The sequence below is a fragment of the Caulobacter sp. GW822-FHT07D08 genome (genome assembly GCF_058798735.1).
The window spans coordinates 111,962-129,316 of the sequence record NZ_JBXAKU010000003.1; the positions used below are offsets into that span (position 1 = coordinate 111,962).

The 17,355-nt window shown below is 66.6% G+C and carries 17 protein-coding genes; 7 read left to right on the forward strand and 10 right to left on the reverse strand.

Annotated features, from left to right (window positions below; genetic code table 11):
* Nucleotides 1-161 precede the first annotated feature (161 nt).
* Together mnmE and AC1RJ9_RS07105 are read right to left on the reverse strand one after the other, a co-directional pair.
* A complete protein-coding gene (gene mnmE, locus AC1RJ9_RS07100) occupies nucleotides 162-1,502 on the reverse strand; it encodes a tRNA uridine-5-carboxymethylaminomethyl(34) synthesis GTPase MnmE (RefSeq protein WP_492838961.1) in 1,341 nt (446 codons plus the stop codon).
* Between the two features lie 3 nt (nucleotides 1,503-1,505).
* A complete protein-coding gene (locus tag AC1RJ9_RS07105) occupies nucleotides 1,506-1,751 on the reverse strand; it encodes a DUF6489 family protein (RefSeq protein ID WP_492838959.1) in 246 nt (81 codons plus the stop codon).
* A 125-nt stretch (nucleotides 1,752-1,876) separates the two neighbouring features.
* On the opposite strand from AC1RJ9_RS07105, the gene AC1RJ9_RS07110 reads away from it, so the two are divergent.
* The gene (locus tag AC1RJ9_RS07110) at nucleotides 1,877-2,572 is read left to right on the forward strand and encodes a dienelactone hydrolase family protein (protein ID WP_492838958.1); all 696 of its coding nucleotides are present in this window, start codon (nucleotides 1,877-1,879) and stop codon (nucleotides 2,570-2,572) included.
* The gene (locus AC1RJ9_RS07115) at nucleotides 2,572-3,537 is read left to right on the forward strand and encodes a quinone oxidoreductase family protein (RefSeq protein ID WP_492838956.1); all 966 of its coding nucleotides are present in this window, start codon (nucleotides 2,572-2,574) and stop codon (nucleotides 3,535-3,537) included. Before AC1RJ9_RS07110 ends, AC1RJ9_RS07115 begins: the two co-directional genes overlap by 1 nt.
* Before the next feature lie 107 nt (nucleotides 3,538-3,644).
* On the opposite strand, the gene rho is transcribed toward AC1RJ9_RS07115, so the two are convergent.
* From rho to hemE, 4 genes are all read right to left on the reverse strand, one after another.
* On the reverse strand, nucleotides 3,645-5,093 hold the full coding sequence (rho, locus tag AC1RJ9_RS07120; RefSeq protein WP_492838954.1) for a transcription termination factor Rho: 1,449 nt from the start codon (nucleotides 5,091-5,093) through the stop codon (nucleotides 3,645-3,647).
* 264 nt (nucleotides 5,094-5,357) lie between these two features.
* Nucleotides 5,358-5,825, reverse strand: coding sequence for a CopD family protein (locus AC1RJ9_RS07125; protein WP_492838952.1), 468 nt, complete (start codon nucleotides 5,823-5,825; stop codon nucleotides 5,358-5,360).
* The gene (gene hemH, locus AC1RJ9_RS07130) at nucleotides 5,822-6,853 is read right to left on the reverse strand and encodes a ferrochelatase (RefSeq protein ID WP_492838950.1); all 1,032 of its coding nucleotides are present in this window, start codon (nucleotides 6,851-6,853) and stop codon (nucleotides 5,822-5,824) included. Before hemH ends, AC1RJ9_RS07125 begins: the two co-directional genes overlap by 4 nt.
* Entirely contained in the window at nucleotides 6,850-7,908 is a 1,059-nt protein-coding gene (gene hemE / locus AC1RJ9_RS07135; RefSeq protein WP_492838949.1) for a uroporphyrinogen decarboxylase, read from the reverse strand. Before hemE ends, hemH begins: the two co-directional genes overlap by 4 nt.
* Before the next feature lie 447 nt (nucleotides 7,909-8,355).
* Here hemE and AC1RJ9_RS07140 point away from each other — a divergent pair, with 447 nt between their 5' ends.
* Genes AC1RJ9_RS07140 through dnaQ form a run of 5 tightly spaced genes read left to right on the forward strand, consistent with a single transcriptional unit; the run spans nucleotide 8,356 to nucleotide 12,060 of the window.
* Entirely contained in the window at nucleotides 8,356-9,261 is a 906-nt protein-coding gene (locus AC1RJ9_RS07140; RefSeq protein ID WP_492838948.1) for a pyruvate, water dikinase regulatory protein, read from the forward strand.
* Nucleotides 9,258-9,851, forward strand: a complete 594-nt coding sequence (locus tag AC1RJ9_RS07145; protein WP_492838946.1) for a Maf family protein — start codon at nucleotides 9,258-9,260, stop codon at nucleotides 9,849-9,851. The genes AC1RJ9_RS07140 and AC1RJ9_RS07145 overlap by 4 nt, the downstream gene beginning before the upstream one ends.
* Nucleotides 9,848-10,717 carry a shikimate dehydrogenase gene (aroE, locus tag AC1RJ9_RS07150; RefSeq protein WP_492838945.1) on the forward strand — a complete coding sequence of 290 codons (870 nt, stop codon included), beginning with the start codon at nucleotides 9,848-9,850 and terminating at the stop codon, nucleotides 10,715-10,717. Before AC1RJ9_RS07145 ends, aroE begins: the two co-directional genes overlap by 4 nt.
* A 1-nt stretch (nucleotide 10,718) precedes the next feature.
* Entirely contained in the window at nucleotides 10,719-11,318 is a 600-nt protein-coding gene (gene coaE, locus AC1RJ9_RS07155) for a dephospho-CoA kinase (RefSeq protein ID WP_492838943.1), read from the forward strand.
* Between the two features lie 31 nt (nucleotides 11,319-11,349).
* Nucleotides 11,350-12,060, forward strand: coding sequence for a DNA polymerase III subunit epsilon (gene dnaQ, locus AC1RJ9_RS07160; RefSeq protein WP_492838941.1), 711 nt, complete (start codon nucleotides 11,350-11,352; stop codon nucleotides 12,058-12,060).
* A 12-nt stretch (nucleotides 12,061-12,072) separates the two neighbouring features.
* On the opposite strand, the gene AC1RJ9_RS07165 is transcribed toward dnaQ, so the two are convergent.
* From AC1RJ9_RS07165 to AC1RJ9_RS07180, 4 genes are all read right to left on the reverse strand, one after another.
* Nucleotides 12,073-13,368 (reverse strand): DcaP family trimeric outer membrane transporter, encoded by a 1,296-nt coding sequence (locus AC1RJ9_RS07165; protein WP_492838939.1) that lies wholly within the window; start codon nucleotides 13,366-13,368, stop codon nucleotides 12,073-12,075.
* A gap of 14 nt (nucleotides 13,369-13,382) precedes the next feature.
* Entirely contained in the window at nucleotides 13,383-15,227 is a 1,845-nt protein-coding gene (locus AC1RJ9_RS07170; RefSeq protein WP_492838937.1) for a methyl-accepting chemotaxis protein, read from the reverse strand.
* 217 nt (nucleotides 15,228-15,444) lie between these two features.
* On the reverse strand, nucleotides 15,445-16,251 hold the full coding sequence (locus AC1RJ9_RS07175; protein WP_492838935.1) for an exodeoxyribonuclease III: 807 nt from the start codon (nucleotides 16,249-16,251) through the stop codon (nucleotides 15,445-15,447).
* Nucleotides 16,252-16,542: 291 nt separating this feature from the next.
* Nucleotides 16,543-17,184, reverse strand: a complete 642-nt coding sequence (locus AC1RJ9_RS07180) for an outer-membrane lipoprotein carrier protein LolA (protein WP_492838933.1) — start codon at nucleotides 17,182-17,184, stop codon at nucleotides 16,543-16,545.
* Between the last annotated feature and the right edge of the window lie 171 nt (nucleotides 17,185-17,355).

The window sequence follows — 17,355 nt, forward strand, 5'->3', positions numbered from 1 at the left end:
CTCAATGCGAACGCCCCCGGGATACTGCGGGGGCGTTGGACTCGATCTATACGCCAATCAGGCGAGGCGGTCGATGTGACTTAGCGGCGTTCCACGTGAAACACCCCCACCCCAGCTGTGAGCGCGCTGTGGATAATATTGGGGATGTTTCACGTGGAACATCATTTGCCGATGCAGAAGGTCGAAAAGACGCGGCCGAGCACGTCCTCCGGGTCGACCCGCCCCGTGATCTTTTCCAGCGCGCGGGCGGCAAGCCGCACATCTTCAGCGGCCAGTTCGACCTCCAGACCGACTTCGGAAAGAGCCCGAAGAAGATGACCTTGGGCCTCCCTAAGACGTTCAGCGTGACGCAGGCGGGTGGCGGCAGGGAACTCGGCGCCGGAGAGGGCCTCGGCGACGTGCGCGGACAGCGCCTCTCGAACTTCGCTCACCGCGGCCGTCGAGCGCGCGGACAGACGAACGACTTTCAGCCCCTCCCCCGCCCAGCGCGCGGCTGCCTCATCGAGCGCGGAACCCTCGGCGATGTCGGCCTTGTTCAATATCAGCCAGTCCCCAGGCCGAACCGCCTCTTGAAGCTTCACCGTATGTTTCACGTGAAAACCATCGACGACCCAAAGCCTTAGGTCAGCTTCTTCAGCCCAGGCTCGCGCGCGGCGGACGCCCTCAGCTTCGATGGCGTCGGTCGTCTCGCGAAGACCTGCCGTGTCGGCGACAAGAACCTTGTAGCCGGCGAGAACCAGAGGAACCTCGATGACGTCCCGGGTCGTACCCGGTGTGTCCGTCACGATCGCCGCTTCTCGCTCGACAAGCCCGTTCAGCAATGTGCTCTTCCCGGCGTTCGGCGCGCCGACCAGCGCGATGCGGAAGCCGTCTCGCACCCGCCGCCCACGGGAGACATCGGCCAGCGCTGTGTCGAGCTCGGCGCTGAGGGTGCGCAGTCCCGGGCGCGCACGTTCAGCCACCGCTTCCGGCAAATCCTCATCCGGGAAGTCGACGGCCGCTTCCAGCATGGCCAGAGACTGGATCAGTAGATCACGCCAGCGGTCATAGCGCTGACCCAGCGCCCCGCCGACCTGGCCGAGCGCCTGCTTGCGCTGAGCCTCGGTTTCGGCGTCGATCAGGTCAGCGACGCCCTCGGCCTGAGTCAAATCGAGCTTGCCGTTCTCGAAAGCCCGACGGGTGAACTCCCCGGGCTCAGCCAGCCGCAGACCCAGGTCCGATAGCGCCGACAGCAACGCCTCGACCACGGCGCGACCGCCGTGCACGTGAAACTCGGCGCTGTCCTCACCGGTATAGCTGGCCGGTCCCTCGAAGCGCAGGACGAGAGCCTCGTCCAGATCCACCCCGCCATGATGCAGGGTACGCAGCGCCGCCATCCGCGCCTTGGGCGGGCGGGCGGTCAACGCCTCGACCACCGACAAGGTCGCGGGACCCGAGACCCGCACGACGGCCACGGCCGCGCGCCCCGCCGCGGTGGCGGGCGCGAAAATCGTATCCGTCATGGCTTAGTCGCGCTTGCCGGCCGCCGCGCCCGCCGCCGCCGTCATCAGCTTGCGGAACTGCTCCTGGGCGCCGGTGCCGAACGCCATCCAGTTCTTCATCAGCTCCTCGGGCGCCAGCATGGCCATGTTGGCGTCCATGCGGTTCTGCATCTCCTTCACCAGATGCTCGTTCAAGGTGCTGACGTCGGGCAGCCCCAGAAAGCTGCGGGCTTCTACAGGGGTGCAGTCGATCTCGATGGTCATCTTCATGCGGAGGTTCCCTTCGGGTAGGGCACGATATTGTTATGGGCCAAGCCCCGTCGGCTCAGGTTAGAGCGCTTTGGTCGAAAGTCACATCGGTCTGACTTGGGACACAGTAAGGACGGAGACCCGCGATGAGTGAGACCCTCACGATCACCACGCCCGATGGCGACTTCTCGGCCTATGTCGCCCGGCCCAAGGCCGAGAGCGCGCCGGCCATCGTCGTGATCCAGGAGATCTTCGGCGTCAACAAGGTGATGCGCGACATCGCCGACGGCCTGGCCGCCCAGGGCTATGTCGCGATCGTGCCCGACCTGTTCTGGCGGATCGAGCCCGGCATCGACATCACCGACCAGTCCGAAGCCGAGTGGAAGCGGGCGTTCGAGCTGTTCAACACGTTCGACGTGGACGCTGGTATCGGCGACATCGCCGCCACCATCACCAAGGCCCGCGAACTGCCGGGCGTCAACGGCAAGGTCGGCGCGGTCGGCTACTGCCTGGGCGGCCTGCTGGCCTTCCTGACCGCGACCCGCACGGACGTCGACGCCAGCGTCTCCTACTACGGCGTCGGCATCGAGAAGCACGTGAACGAGGCCGAGAAGCTGACCCATCCGCTGCTGATGCACATCGCCGAGAAGGACCAGTTCGTCCCGCCGGAAGCCCAGCAGCTGATCCTGAGCGCCCTGAAGGATCACCCCCAGATCGAGCTGCACACCTACGCCGGCCGCGACCATGCCTTCGCCCGCGAGGGCGGCGCCCACTACGACGCGGCTGACGCTGCCAAGGCCAATGGCCGCAGCCTAACCTTCTTCCAGAAGGCGCTGGGCTAATGCTCGCGATCCAGGCTGTTCGAACGGGCGGTCCGGAGGTTCTGGAAGCCGTGGAGCTTCTCGTCCCCGCGCCTGCCACCGGACAGATCCTCGTGCGTCACCAAGCCGTGGGCCTGAACTACATCGATACCTACCACCGTTCAGGCCTCTACCCGCTGAAGATGCCGGCGGTGATCGGACTGGAGGCGGCCGGGACCGTGGAGGCCATAGGCGACGGCGTCACCCGGTTCCAGGTCGGGGACCGCGTCGCCTACAACGGAACCCTGGGGGCCTATAGCCAAGCGGCGGTCGTTCCGGCCGAGCGCGCGGTGAAGGTTCCGGAGGGCGTCAGCTCGGAAACCGCCGCCGCCGTCCTGCTCAAGGGCATGACCGCCGAGTTTCTGGTGCGGCGATGTTTCCACGTGAAACCTGGCGACCTTGTCCTGATCCACGCGGCCGCCGGCGGCGTCGGCCAGATCCTGGTCCAGTGGTGCAAGGCCCTGGGCGCGACGGTGATCGCCACGGCTGGCGGCGAAGCCAAGCTGGCCCTCGCCCGCCAGCTTGGCGCGGACCATGTCATCGACTATCGCCACGAGGATGTCGCCGCCCGGGTCGCCGAGATCACCGGCGGAAAGGGCGTGACGGTCGTCTATGACGGGGTCGGCAAGGACACCTGGGACGCCAGCTTCAAGAGCCTGGCCAGGCGCGGGATGCTGGTCACCTTCGGCAACGCCTCTGGCCCGGTCCCGGCCTTCGCGCCGCTGGAGCTGTCGGGCAAGTCGCTGTACGTCACCCGACCTCGCCTGTTCGACTACATCGCCACGACCCAGGAACTGGATGAGAGCGCCCAGGCGCTGTTCGCCGTCCTCGGCTCCGGCGCGGTGAAGATCGACATCGGCCAGACCTTCCCGCTGGCCGAGGCCCGCGCGGCGCATGAAGCGCTCGAAGGCCGCCGTACGACCGGCGCCACCGTGCTCATTCCGTAGGGCCGAACCCGGCCCGACCAAACCAGTAGGGCCCAACAAAAAAGGCCCCGGTAGCACCGGGGCCTTTCTCGTATCGGCCAAAAGCCAAAATGTGAGTCCGTTTGGACTCAGGTGTTCATCGACTGGAAGAAGTCGCCGTTGGTCTTCGACTGACGCAGCTTGTCGAGCAGGAACTCGATCGCGTCCGATGCGCCCATCGGGTTGAGGATGCGGCGCAGCACATACGTCTTCTGCAGCTGGTCGCGCGGCGTGATGAGTTCTTCCTTGCGGGTGCCGGACTTGAGCACGTCGATGGCCGGGAAGATGCGCTTGTCGGCGACCTTGCGATCCAGGACGATTTCCGAGTTACCGGTGCCCTTGAACTCTTCGAAGATCACTTCGTCCATGCGGCTGCCGGTGTCGATCAGGGCCGTGGCGATGATCGACAGCGAGCCGCCCTCCTCCACGTTGCGCGCCGCGCCGAAGAAGCGCTTGGGGCGTTGCAGGGCGTTGGCGTCGACACCGCCGGTCAGCACCTTGCCCGAGGACGGGACGGTGGTGTTGTAGGCGCGGCCCAGACGCGTGACCGAGTCCAGCAGGATGACGACGTCGCGCTTGTGCTCGACCAGGCGCTTGGCCTTCTCGATGACCATCTCGGCCACCTGCACGTGGCGCGTCGCCGGCTCGTCGAAGGTCGAGGCGATGACCTCGCCCTTCACCGTGCGCTGCATGTCGGTGACTTCTTCCGGGCGCTCGTCGATCAGCAGGACGATCAGGTAGCACTCGGGGTGGTTGGTCTCGATCGACTTGGCGATGTTCTGCAGCATGACCGTCTTACCCACGCGCGGCGGGGCGACGATCAGGCAGCGCTGGCCCTTGCCGAGCGGAGCGACGATGTCGATGACGCGGCCGGAGCGATCCTTGATGGTCGGATCGGGCAGTTCCATGTTCAGGCGCTCGTCGGGATAGAGCGGCGTCAGGTTGTCGAAGTGGATCTTGTGCTTGACGTTGTCAGGCGCTTCGAAATTGATCTTCGCCACGCTGGTCAGCGCGAAGTAGCGCTCGCCTTCGCGCGGTGAGCGGATGGCGCCGTCGACGCTGTCGCCGGTGCGCAGGCCATACTTCCGGATCTGTGAGGGCGAGACATAGATGTCGTCCGGGCCCGGCAGGTAGTTGGCTTCCGGCGAGCGCAGGAAGCCGAAGCCGTCCTGCACCACTTCCATGGTGCCCGAGCCCGAGATCTCCACGCCTTCTTCGGCGAGGGTCTTCAGGATGGCGAACATCATGTCCTGCTTGCGCATGGAGTTGGCGTTCTCGACCTCGAAGGTCTCGGCGAACGCCAGCAGGTCGGCCGGGGATTTCTCCTTCAGCTCCTGCAGGGACATGGACTTCAGGCCCAGCGCCGCGACGGCTTCGGCGATCCCGGAGCCATCGTCTTCGCCTTCGGCCTCGGCTTCCGCGTCGGCGGACGCGGCCTCCACCGTCGTATCGATATCGACGGAGCTCTCTTCGGGGGTCGCCTCTTCGGCGGTCCCACCATCCGAGGCGAGAATTTCGTTTTCGGTTTCTTCGGTCATGACAAGACTCAAGAGTGGGCGCGGACCCCAAGACGGAGTCCGGCCGGTAAGACTTCGATAGTCACACCGGTCCGCCCATGCGGACGGACCAGGCGAGCGCGTCGATTGACGATGACGCGGATCGTTCGGGGGACGGACCTTGGAGCGGATCGCTCGCGGGGCGCGCCAGGACGGGCGCCGGTCCGTAGAGAGGGAGTTCGGAAAATCCGAACTTCCCTGGATGCAAACCACGCGGCGAACCGGCGGTCAAGCCGCCGGCCGGACTCAGTGGTTCAGGAACTTGGTCGTCACCGACAGGACGATGACGATCGCCAGCACGAACGGGATCTCGTTGACCATCCGCCAGAACTTTTCGGACCGGGGATATTCGCCCTTCTCGAACTTCTTGCGCGAGGCCGACAGAAAGCCGTGGAAGCCGTAGAGCCCGACGAGGGCCACCAGCTTGGTCGCCATCCAGGGCTCGACCAGGAAACTCCAGCCGCGGATCTGGGCGTCGGCCAGGATCAGACCAAGACCGAACAGCGCCGTGGCGATCGAGGCCGGATTGATGATGCCGCGCAGCAGACGCCGCTCCATGACCGTGAAGGTCTCGTGCATCTCCGAGCCCGGCGTTGCCTTGCTGTGATAGACGAACAGGCGCGGCAGGTAGAGCATCCCGGCCATGAAGGCGATGACCGACAGGATGTGCAGGCCCCGCACGACGTTGAAGTGCGCCACCAGGAAATCGGTCATGCCGAGGCCGCCTCGTTGCACGGACAGTTGAACGCGCCGCAGCGCCAGTCGCCGCCGGGAACGACGCCATTGCTGGCGAGGGCCTGACGGACCATTCCGGCCAGGCTGGCTATGAACTCCGGCGCGACGCCCAGGGCCGGTACGCGGATATAGGGCGCGACGCCGACCGCCTTCGCCAGCTCGGCGTATTCGTGGTCCAGTTCGACCAGGGTCTCGACGTGTTCGGAGACGAAGGCGATTGGGGTGACGATCAAGCCCTTGCCTTCGGCGCCCGCGCGGCGGATCTCGTCGTCGGTCGAAGGACCGATCCACTTCATCGGCCCCACCCGGCTCTGATAGCTGACGGTCCAATCCAGGCCCGCCGGCAGCCTGGCCGCCACCGCGGCGGCCGTGGCCTCGATCTGCTTCTGGTACGGGTCGCCGCCCAGGATGACCTTCTCCGGCAGGCCATGGGCCGAGAACAGCAGGCGGACATTCGCCGGCGAACCGGCCTTCTCCCAGGTGTCGCGGATCAAGCGGGCATGCGCTTCGACGAGCCTGGTCTCGTTCGGATAGCAGCAGACCGTGGTCTGACGCCCGGGACCCGAATAGCTCTTCGCCCAGGCCTTCAGCGACGAGCCAGTCGTGGTCTCCGAATATTGCGGATAGAGCGGCAGCAGCACGATCTCGTCCGGCGCGAAGGCCTTCACCTGTCTGGCGGTCTCAGCCGTCAGCGGGTTCCAGTAGCGCATGGCGATGAAGCACTTGGCCTCGACGCCCGGCAAGCTCCTGGCCAGTTCGGCCTCCAGCGCGCTGGCCTGCTTCTCCGTCTCCGGCAGCAACGGCGAGCCGCCGCCCATGATCGCGTAGTTGGCCTTGGCCATCTTTTCACGGCTGGTCGAGATCAGCGCCGCCAGCGGATAGCGGAAGATGGCCGGCAAGCCGATGATGGCCGGATCACGGAACAGGTTGAACAGAAACGGTCGCACCGCGCGCGGACCGTCCGGCCCGCCGAGATTGAACAGGACGACGGCGAGCTTGCGGGTCATCCGCCAACCTTATGGCCGGTCACCCGCTCCAGCACCAGCTCGACATTGGCGATCGGCGTGTCGGGCAGGATGCCGTGTCCCAGATTGAAGATGTAGGGACCCTGGTTCCACTGTTCCAGCAACTGGTCGACGCGACGCAGCAGCGCATCGCCACCGGCCCGCAGCAGCAGCGGATCGAGCGCGCCCTGGATGGTCTTGGTCTTCTGGATCGCTTGACCCAGCTTGGCCGAGGCCGAGGTGTCGAGCGCCACGCCCTGCACCGGAACCTTGGCCGCGTAGTCCTCGACCAGCGTCCCGGCGCCACGCGGGAAGCCGATGATCGGCACGGTCACGCCGCGCGCCCGCAAGCCCTCGATGATCCGGATGTGCGGCTGGGTGACCAGCCGATCGAACAGCGGCTCGGAAAGGCCCTCGGCCCAGCTCTCGAACAGCTTCAGGGCCTGGGCCCCGGCGTCGACCTGCATGGCCAGATAGTCGACCGTCGAGTCGACCAGCACCTGGATCAGGGCGTCCAGCTTTTCAGGGTTCTGATAGGCGTAGGTCCGCGCGCCGCTGCGATCGCTGGAGCCGCCTTCGATCATGTAGGTCGCCACCGTCCAGGGCGCGCCGGCGAAGCCGATCAGGGCCTTGGACGGATCGAGCTCTGAGCGAACCCTCGTCAGCGTCTCCCCGACGAGCTTGAGGGCCTCGCCCGCATTCCCGGCCCTTTCGGCCATGGACTCGATCGACGGCATCTCACCCAGCTTCGGGCCTTCGCCGGCCTCGAACCAGACTTTCTGGCCCAGAGCGCCCGGGATCAGCAGGATATCGGCGAACACGATCGAGGCGTCGTAGGGAAACCGGCGCATCGGCTGCAGGGTGACTTCCGCCGCCTTCTCCGGATCGAAGCAGAAACTGATGAAGTCCGGAGCCGTGGCGCGCACCGCCCGGTACTCCGGCAGATACCGTCCCGCCTGACGCATGAACCAGATCGGAGGATTCGCGTGCTTCTCGCCGGACAGCGCGGAGAGAAACTTCGGGGTCCCATTTTCAGGGCGTTGGGTCGGAGACGTCATGGAACGGGTTAAAGCCCGGCGAGCGTCCAGGCTCAAGCCCGTAAGGCCCCTAAGACCTTCCTCTCATATCTTAATAAGAAATTAAGTTTGAAAGAGGGGGTGGGAGGGCAACTGCATAGTGGGGAAAACGCCTGACGGGCGAGTGACTCGCACAGCCGCTCCCTCGTTACCCCCAGCCCTTCCCACATGGGGTTAAGGATCTGTTAATCATGTGGACAGACCCGTAAGCGCCTTGAAGGTCTTAATGAATTCTTAACACGCCGAGGCGGGAGAAAGACCCTTCGCGAGACTCTGTCCCGAGCCTTGGACGGTTGGGATTCACTTATCGGGGGATGCGGGGCGAGCCTGGGGATGGTACGCGGGCAATGCGACCGTTGATCACAGCGGCGCTATGACACGACGTCTCTTGGGCCATTCGGCGCCCGGGCGTCCCCAGAGGCAGGACAAGTGGTTAAGCAACCGTTAACGGATGATCCACAGGAGAGTCTGGCTCGGGGGGAAGCGGAACGGCTGCCACCGCGCTTCGCCACCTACTTCCATATCCACCTGGTGTCCGATTCAACCGGCGAGACTCTGAACGCCATGGCGCGCGCGGTCTGTGCTCGCTTCACCGACATCCTGCCCATCGAACATATCTACGCGCTGGTTCGCTCCACGCGGCAGCTGGATCGGGCGCTCGAGGAGATCGGCGGCGCGCCTGGCGTGGTGATGCACACCATCGTCGATCCGGGCCTGCGGGCGGCGCTGGAAGAAGGCTGCCGCAAGCTGGAAATGCCCTGCATCGCCGCGCTGGATCCGGTGATCAGCGCTATGTCCCGCTATCTGGGCGCGCGGATCTCGACCCGGGTCGGGGCCCAGCACGCGCTGACAAACGACTATTTCGACCGTATCGAGGCGCTGGACTACGCCATCGCCCACGATGACGGCCAGGGCGGCCAGGACCTGACCCAGGCCGACGTCATTCTGGTCGGCGTGTCACGGACCTCCAAGACCCCGACTTGCATCTATCTGGCCCACCGCGGCGTGCGCGCCGCCAATGTGCCGCTGGTCCCGGGCCGGCCGCCGCCGCAGGATCTGTTCGAGCTTAAGAACACCCTGATCGTCGGCTTGATCACCTCGCCCGATCGCCTGATCCAGATCCGCCGAAACCGCCTGCTCTCCCTCAAGGAAAACCGCGAGAGTGACTATGTCGACGGCGACGCCGTTCGCCAGGAGATCATCGCCGCCCGCCGCCTGTTCGAGCGGATGAACTGGCCGGTCATCGACATCACCCGTCGCTCGGTCGAGGAGACGGCGGCGGCGGTCATCAACCTCTTGTCGGGCGGCCGCGGCAAGGTCGAGGTCCTGCGATGACCCCCGTAACGCTCGCGTCCAAGAGTTCGGCGCGACAGATGATCCTGAAGAACGCCGGCGTCGCCTTCGAGGCGGTCAGTCCCGGCGTCGACGAGGACGCGGCCAAGGCCGGTCTGCTGGCCGAAGACGTCACGCCACGCGACATCGCCGACGCGCTCGCGGAGATGAAGGCGGTCAAGGTCTCGACCAGGCGGCCCGGCCTGGTGATCGGCGCCGACCAGACGCTCGACCTCAAGGGCCGGCTGATCGACAAGGCCAATTCCCTGGAAGAAGCCCGCGAACGCCTGCTGGAACTCCGCGGGACAAGCCACAAGCTGCACTCGGCCGTGGTCGTGGCCCGTGACGGCCAGCCGATCTGGCGGATCGTCGAGACCGCCAAGCTGTCGGTGCGGCCGTTCAGCGAGGCCTGGCTCGACGCCTACATGGAGCGGCGCGGCGAAGCCCTGCTGTGGTCGGTCGGCTGCTACGAGCTGGAAAGCGAGGGCGTGCAGCTGTTCGACGCCGTCGACGGCGACTATTTCGCCATCCTGGGCCTGCCGTTGATCGGGCTTCTGGACTTTCTGCGTCTTCACGGAGCCCTGGCCGCATGACCTCCCAACTGGCTTCGGGGATCTCGGGAGCCGCCATCGTCGGCGGCGTCTGCGGCGCCCCGATCAAGCATTCGATGAGCCCGCTGATCCACAATGCCTGGATCCAGGCGGCGGGGCTCGACGCGGCCTATGTTCCGTTCGCGCCCGGCGTGGACAATTTCGAGACCTTCGTGAACGGCTTCCGAGGCGGCGCCATCCGGGGGCTCAACGTCACCATCCCGTTCAAGGAACGCGCGCTCGCGGTCGCCGACCTCGCCAGCGACCTCGCCAGCATGGCGGGCGCGGCGAACCTGCTGATCTTCGAGGCCGATGGCTCGATCCATGCCGACAACACCGACGGGCCGGGCCTGTTGGGCGCGATCGCAGAGCAGGCGCCAGGCTTCGCCGTCTCGGCCGCGCCGGTCGTGATCCTCGGCGCCGGCGGCGCGGCGCGCGGCGCGACCGCCGCCCTGCTGCTGGCCGGCGCGCCCACGGTCCGGATCGTCAACCGCACCGTCGAGAGGGCTCAAGAACTGGCCGACGCATTTGGCGAAAAGGTCGTGGCGGCCGGCGAGCCGGACCTTTCGGTCTTGCTGGCCGATGCGGGCCTCGTCATCAACGCCACCTCGCTCGGCCTGGGCGGCGGCGAAGGCCCGGCGGCGGATCTGGCCCTGACGCCGGAGACGGCGGTGATCATGGACATGGTCTACAAGCCGCTGCGAACCGAATTTCTCCGTCGCGCCCAGGCCGCCGGTCGCCGCACCGTCGATGGCCTGGAAATGCTGCTGCGCCAGGCCGTCCCAACCTTCGAGCGGATGTATGGCGTGACGCCGCCAGCCGAAGTCGACGCGCGTGGCCTGTTGCTGCGCCTTCTCGGAGAGGCCTGACATGTTGATCCTGGGTCTCACGGGCTCCATCGGCATGGGCAAGTCGACGACCTCGGCCCTGTTCCAGGCCGAGGGCGTGCCCGTCTACGACTCTGACGCCGCCGTCCACGCGCTCTACGCCAGCGGCGGCGCGGCGGTCGGGCCGGTGGGAGAGGCCTTCCCCGGCGTCGTCGTCGACGGCGCGATCGACCGGGCCAAGCTCAGCGCCCAGGTGGTCGGCAATTCCGAGGCCCTGGCCAAGCTGGAGGCGATCGTCCACCCGCTGGTCGGCGCCCATCGCATCGGTTTCTTCGAGAAAGCCCAGGCCGAGGGCCACGAGATCGTGGTGCTGGACATCCCCCTGCTGTTCGAGACCGGCGGCGAGAAGAAGGTCGACAAGGTGGTGGTTGTCTCGGCGCCCGCCGAGATCCAGCGGCAGCGTGTGCTGGCTCGCCCCGAAATGACGCCGGAGAAGTTCGAGGCGATCCTGGCCCGCCAGACGCCGGACGCCGAAAAACGCGCCCGCGCCGACTTCGTGATCGATACCAGCCAGGGCGTCGAGCACGCTCACGCCCAGGTCCGCGACCTTCTGACTCTGTTGAGAAGTCCCGGCCCCGCTTGAAGCTCGCCACGAACGGCGGCATTGAAGGATCATGGCCCGGGAAATCATCCTCGACACCGAAACCACCGGCTTCGATCCGAAGACGGGCGACCGCCTGGTCGAAATCGGCTGCATCGAGGTGGTCGACTTCATGCCGACCGGCCGTTCGTTCCATGAATATTGCGACCCACTGCGCGACATGCCGGCCGAGGCCGAAAAGGTCCACGGCCTGTCGTCGGCCTTCCTGACCGGCAAGCCGAAGTTCCACGAGATCGCCGACCGGTTCATCGACTTCGTCGGCGACAGCGTCGTGGTCGCCCACAACGCCGCCTTCGACCGCTCGTTCGTCAATTTCGAACTGGAGAAGTGCGGTCGCGCGCCGATCCATGAGGAGCGCTGGATCGACACCCTGGCCATGGCCAAGAAGCGCTTTCCGGGCATGTACAACTCGCTCGACGCGCTGTGTAAGCGGTTCAAGATCAGCCTGGACAGCCGCGACAAGCACGGGGCGCTGATCGACTCGCACCTGCTGGCCGAAGTCTATCTGGAACTGCAGGGCGGCAAGGAACGCGCCCTGGAACTGACTCACGTCGAGGTCCTGTCGATCTCGGCCGCGATCCAGGGCTCGTACGGCGCCCGGCCGCGTCCGCTGGCGCCCCGCTCGACCGACGCCGAACGCGAGGTCCACGCCGCCTGGATCCGCAAGAACCTCAAGGACTCGGCGCTCTGGATCAAGCAGGGCATCGTCGCGGCCGAGGGTTAGGACCGCGCGTCTCTAGAAGCCGTACTTGGCGAACGCCTGGATCCGGTCGAGCGCGCCGTCGGCCCCGCTTTCCAGAACCCGCCGGCCCTTCATGTACTCGATCCCCACGTCGAAGCCCGCCACGGGCGTCCAGATCAGGTTGCCGTGCAGACTTTCGGCCCGACGATTGACGTTGAGGCCCGAGACGGCCGGATTGTCGACGACCTGGGTCGAATAGAACAGGCTAGACCGCAAGGCCGGGCTCCACAGATGGCGGTAGGCGACGAACCCGGCCGTGACGCCGACCGGCCGGATGGCTCCGGCGCCGTCCGCGGCGACGTCGTTGGCGAAGTTCAGACCGACATAGCGTCCGATCCCTCGACCGCGCGTCATCATCAGCCGGATATCGTCTCGCCCGCCGACCTTCACGCGCGCCGCGGCCGAGAGACCCCAGCCGAAAGCGGCGTCGCGAAGCCCGCCCTGGTCGACCGAGAGCCGGCGGCCCAGGGCGGCAAGCGACCAGTCTCCCCACGGGCGGCGACCGTCGAGACGAACCACCAGGTCGGGCAGGCGATTGTCGTCGGCCACGAGGCGGGCGCCGCCGCCAGCGGGGGTGACCGTCGTCTCGGGATTTTCCAGGGCCAGGGTCAGCGGTCCGCGCGAGCGCCGGATCTGCGCCTGACGGACGAAGACGAGACCCTCGCTCGGGCCGAGATAGTCGGCGGTTTCCGGCAGGACCGCGATGTTCTGGAACGTCGACCAGTCCTGGCCAAACAGCCAGCCGTCGACCGACACATAGGCCCGGCGCAGCGCGAAGGTCGACGGATTGGTGGTGCGCGCGTCGCCGCCGCCCGGCAGGGTCTGGAAGTCGCCCTCGATCCTGGCCTGGATGTCGTGACCGCCCAGTCGGCGGCTGGCGCTCGCCCAGAGACGGGTCTGGCGGGCGTTGAAATCGACCTTCGCGCCCTCTCCCGCCCCGGCGATCGGGATCGCCCCGGGCGAATAGAAGTCGCGAATCGGATCGCCCAGCGCCGGATCGGCGCGCTGGAACCGGGTGGCCATGGCGTCCAGCTTCACATAGCCGCCGAAACGCAGCTCGAGCCGGTCCGTAGCCGTCGAAGCCGTTGGATCGGACGGCGGCCGAGCGGCTGGAACGATAGCTGGCGGCGCGGCCTGGGCGTCCCGGGCCGCCATCCGGGCCTTGAGGTCGGCGAGGGCGCTTTCGAGTTCGCGCACCCGGGCCTCCAACTGGGGGTCGGCGGCCCGGGCCAGGGACGGGACGGCAAGCATCGCCAGCATCGCGGCCAGGGCGGCGCGGTCGCGGAACATGGCGCGGCCCAGGGTTAGCCGGCCGCCCGCAGGGCGGGCCCGGCCCGTCCGGCGGCGCGCCCGACTTGTTCGCCCAGACGGAAACGGCCCATCAGCCGCACCAGCTCGACGGTCTCGTTGCGCAGCGAGTGCACCGCGGCCGTCGATTCCTCGACCATGGCGGCGTTCTGTTGCGTCGTCTGGTCGATCTGGCCCATGGCCATGTTGATCTGGCCCAGGCCGTGGGACTGTTCCTGGGTCAGGTCGGCGATCTCTCGGACGACGGTGTCGATCTCGGCGACCTTGGAGACGATGTCGCCCAGGGCGGCGCCCATGACGCGCACCTGGTCGACCCCCTCGGCGATCTGGGCCGTGGTCGAACCGATCAGGCTCTTGATCTCGCGGGCGGAATCCGCCGAGCGCTGGGCCAGGGCGCGGACTTCCTGGGCGACGACCGCGAAGCCTCGGCCGGCTTCACCCGCGCGGGCGGCCTCGACGCCGGCGTTCAGGGCCAGCAGGTTGGTCTGGAAGGCGATCTCGTCGATGACGCCGATGATCTGATGGATCTGTTGCGAGGAGTTCTCGATTTCGCTCATCGAGGCGATCGCCCGCTCGGCCACGCCGCCGCTGTATTCGGCCTGCTTCTGGGTCTGGGCCACGGCGGCGCGGGCTTGGCCCGCGCCCTTGGCCGAGCGGCTCACCGCGTCGGTCAGCTCACCCAGCGCCGCGGCGGTCTCCTCCAGGGTCGCGGCCTGCTGCTCGGTGCGCCGCGACATGTCGTTGGACGCCGAGGCGATCTCGTCGGCGCTGCTGCTGATGCCGGCGGAATTGTCCTGCACCACCTTCATGGCGTCGGCCAACTGGTCCAGGGCGGCGTTCAAGTTCTCGCGCAGCACGGCGTATTGCGCGGGGAAATCGGCGGCCAGCCGGATCGTAAGGTCTCCGTCGGCCAGGCGGGCGGCGACGGCGGTGACATCGGCCACCACGCGCTCCTGGATCCTCGCCGCCGCGAGGTTCTCGGCCTCGCGTTCGTGGCGAGCGGTCTCGGCGGCCGCCCGTTGCAGCGCGGCTTCCGATTCCAGCCGGTCCTTCTCCACCGCGGCCTCGCGGAAGACTTCCAGGGCCTGCGCCATCTGGCCGACCTCATTCGAGCGATCGACGAACGGCACCGGGCTTTCCTTGTCGTTGCGGGCCAGGGCGGTCATTCGCAGCGTGAGGGCCTTGACCGGACGCGAGATGGTTCCGCCCAGCAGGCTGGCCAGGGCGGCCATGGCCAGAAGGAGAACCAGGCCCACGGCCGAGAGCTCCAGCGCGGCCTTGTTCACGGCGGCCTCAATGTCATCGACATAGACGCCCGAACCGATGACCCAGCCCCACGCAGGCAGCAGCTTGACGTAGGAGATCTTGGGCTGGGGCGCCTGGTGGCCGGGCTTGGGCCACTGGTAGTCGACGAAGCCTTCTCCCTTGGTCTTGGCCACCTCGGTCATCGCCGCGAACAGCGCCTTGCCATTCGGATCGCGCAGGTTGGACACATCCTGGCCATTCAGCGCTGGCTTGAACGGGTGCAGCACCATTCGCGTGTCGAGGTCGGTGATCCAGAAATATTCCTGGTCGCCATAGCGCAGCGCCGACACGGCCTCCCGGGCGGCGGTCTGGGCCTGGGCGCGGGTTATGCGCCCGGTCCGGGCCTCGGCCGCGTAGTGCGCGACGATCGAACTGGCGGTCTCGACCTGGCTTCGGGTCTTTTCGGCGATGTCGGCGTGCATGGTCGCGCCCAGCTTCACCAGGCCCAGGCCGATCGCCACCGCGAGGCCCAATCCGGTGAGCAGGATAACCAGTCGCAACCTGGCCATGATCGAGAAATCGCGGAATTTTCGCACACCGTGCCCCTGGAGAGGATTGACCAAGTTAACCAAGGATCATGGGGCGCTCAAAGCAGTTAAGCAAAGATGGTCGCTAGGCTCTTGCAGCTGCGACAACTTGTCTTGGTTTCGACCTCAACAAGAAAGTTACCGTTATCATTTTCCGGATTTGGGTAAAGTGTACTCAAAATCGGGAAATAGTACTTTTGGCTAGGTCGGAAACGCGACGACAGCCCTACAGCCGCAAATCCGCCGTCACCGGGGCATGGTCGCTGGGTCGCTCCCACTCCCGGACGGTGTCGTGGACCCGCGAGGAGACCTTGCCGTCCACGATCGCCGCGTCGCGCAGGCCGGGGCTGGCCAGGATGTGATCCAGGCGCAGGCCGCGGTTGGACTTGCGGAAGTCGGCCGCGCGATAGCTCCACCAGGAGAACAGTTTTTCCGGCTCCGGCGTCGCCAGGCGCGGCAGGTCCAGCAGGTCCATCGACTTTATCATCGCGTCAAAGGCCTCGAGCTCGGCCGGGGTGTGGCTGACCACCTTCAGCATCTGGCGGTGGCTCCAGACGTCGTTCTCGCCTGGTGCGATGTTGAGGTCGCCGGTGACGATCAGCGGCGCTTTGGGGTCGCGCTTCTTCAGGGCGGCGGTCAGGGTCTCGTAGAAGTCCAGCTTGTGGTCGAACTTCGGATTGCCGATGCGGTCAGGCGTATCGCCGCCGGCCGGGATGTAGAAGTTCTGGATGTCGACGCCGGCCACCTTGACCGCGACGCACCGGGCATGGCCCTCGCGACAGTTCATCAGGGTCGGGACATCCTCGAACGGTAGGCGCGAGGCGATGGCCACGCCATGCCAGCCCTTCTGGCCCGCGATCTTGAGGTGCTTCAGGCCCATGGCTTCGAAGGCCTCTCGCGGGAACTCGCCCTCCTGGCACTTGATCTCCTGCATGCACAGGACATCCGGCGCCTGCTCGTCGACGAAGCGGGCGGCCTGTTCAGCGCGGAGGCGGACGGAATTGACGTTCCAGGTGGCGATACGGAGGCGCATCCGACGGCTCTAACGTGGAAACGCGAGCTGTAAAAGAAAAACGCCCTAGCGCAGGGCCCCAGCCGGCCGCAGGCCGGCGTTCCTAAAGAAAAACGCCCCAACGCAGGGGCGTTGGGGCGAAAGTCTAGTCTCTCATGCCGCCGCCGGGAGGGGATAGGATCCGGCACGGTTTGCGAAGAGCGGGTCGGTCGCTCATCGCCATGCGTGTTAAATATGCCACTTCAAAACTTTAAGTCAACCCTGGATCAGGTTGATTCTTGCCTGTTGTGAGAATGTCACATTTCGGCAGCGCTAGGGTTTGCCGACCTTGCGGCGGGGGTCGGTCAGCACGAAGAGCTTGGGATCGAGGTCCGAGGTCTCGGCGAAATCGATCAGCCGCACGCGGATCTGACCGCCCTTGATGTCGGTGACCGTCCAGCCCATCAGGCCGACCGGCGCATTGGAGAAGTCCATCGAGATCCGGCCCAGCGCCTGGCGCTTGGCGTCCTGGGCGACGATGGTGAAGCCGTCGGCCAGCGGGCGAATGTCGGTGATGGTCACGCCGCGATCCAGGCGCACCTCGCGGGCCAGCAGCAGGTTCAGCGGAGTCTTGCTGAGCGGATAGCTCTCATAGGTCTTCAGCCGGCTATCGAAGATGTTGACATTATTGCCGTTGCTGACGACCAGCAGGCCCGCGGGCGGGTCATAGGCGAACCGCGCCTTGCCCGGGCGCTGCATGTAGAAGGCGCCCTGCGTCTGGGTCCCGCGCGCGTCGGTCTGCACGAAGCGGCCCTTGGCCGAGCCCAGGCCCTGGATATAGGCGGTGGCCTTGTCCAGCAGGGCCTTCTGTTCGGTGGTCAAGGCGGCCGGGACGGGCTTGGCGTCCTGCGCCAGAACCGGAGAGGCGATGGCGGCGGCCAGGCCGGCCGCCAGAAGAATACGGCGAGTGGTCATGCGATCTCCTTAGCCTCAACCTTGGCCCGCGCGAAGGCCGCCGCGAGGCCATTTTCCGGCGCCCCGATGAAGCGCCGTTCAGGTTGGGATGCTGGGAACGCGTCCAAACGGCCAAGGTTTCCCCTCATCCCGCTCTCCCCGGCGAAAGCCGGGCCCAGATTCATCCTGAGC

Bases quoted from the DNA above. Each gene is read 5' to 3' on its own strand.
- AC1RJ9_RS07110 (WP_492838958.1), top strand. From the start codon at position 1,877: ATGAGTGAGACCCTCACGATCACCACGCCCGATGGCGACTTCTCGGCC.
- rho (WP_492838954.1), bottom strand. From the start codon at position 5,093: ATGACCGAAGAAACCGAAAACGAAATTCTCGCCTCGGATGGTGGGACC.
- mnmE (WP_492838961.1), bottom strand. From the start codon at position 1,502: ATGACGGATACGATTTTCGCGCCCGCCACCGCGGCGGGGCGCGCGGCC.
- coaE (WP_492838943.1), top strand. From the start codon at position 10,719: ATGTTGATCCTGGGTCTCACGGGCTCCATCGGCATGGGCAAGTCGACG.
- AC1RJ9_RS07115 (WP_492838956.1), top strand. From the start codon at position 2,572: ATGCTCGCGATCCAGGCTGTTCGAACGGGCGGTCCGGAGGTTCTGGAA.
- AC1RJ9_RS07180 (WP_492838933.1), bottom strand. From the start codon at position 17,184: ATGACCACTCGCCGTATTCTTCTGGCGGCCGGCCTGGCCGCCGCCATC.
- AC1RJ9_RS07125 (WP_492838952.1), bottom strand. From the start codon at position 5,825: ATGACCGATTTCCTGGTGGCGCACTTCAACGTCGTGCGGGGCCTGCAC.
- dnaQ (WP_492838941.1), top strand. From the start codon at position 11,350: ATGGCCCGGGAAATCATCCTCGACACCGAAACCACCGGCTTCGATCCG.
- hemH (WP_492838950.1), bottom strand. From the start codon at position 6,853: ATGACCCGCAAGCTCGCCGTCGTCCTGTTCAATCTCGGCGGGCCGGAC.
- hemE (WP_492838949.1), bottom strand. From the start codon at position 7,908: ATGACGTCTCCGACCCAACGCCCTGAAAATGGGACCCCGAAGTTTCTC.
- AC1RJ9_RS07165 (WP_492838939.1), bottom strand. From the start codon at position 13,368: ATGTTCCGCGACCGCGCCGCCCTGGCCGCGATGCTGGCGATGCTTGCC.
- AC1RJ9_RS07145 (WP_492838946.1), top strand. From the start codon at position 9,258: ATGACCCCCGTAACGCTCGCGTCCAAGAGTTCGGCGCGACAGATGATC.
- AC1RJ9_RS07105 (WP_492838959.1), bottom strand. From the start codon at position 1,751: ATGAAGATGACCATCGAGATCGACTGCACCCCTGTAGAAGCCCGCAGC.
- AC1RJ9_RS07175 (WP_492838935.1), bottom strand. From the start codon at position 16,251: ATGCGCCTCCGTATCGCCACCTGGAACGTCAATTCCGTCCGCCTCCGC.
- aroE (WP_492838945.1), top strand. From the start codon at position 9,848: ATGACCTCCCAACTGGCTTCGGGGATCTCGGGAGCCGCCATCGTCGGC.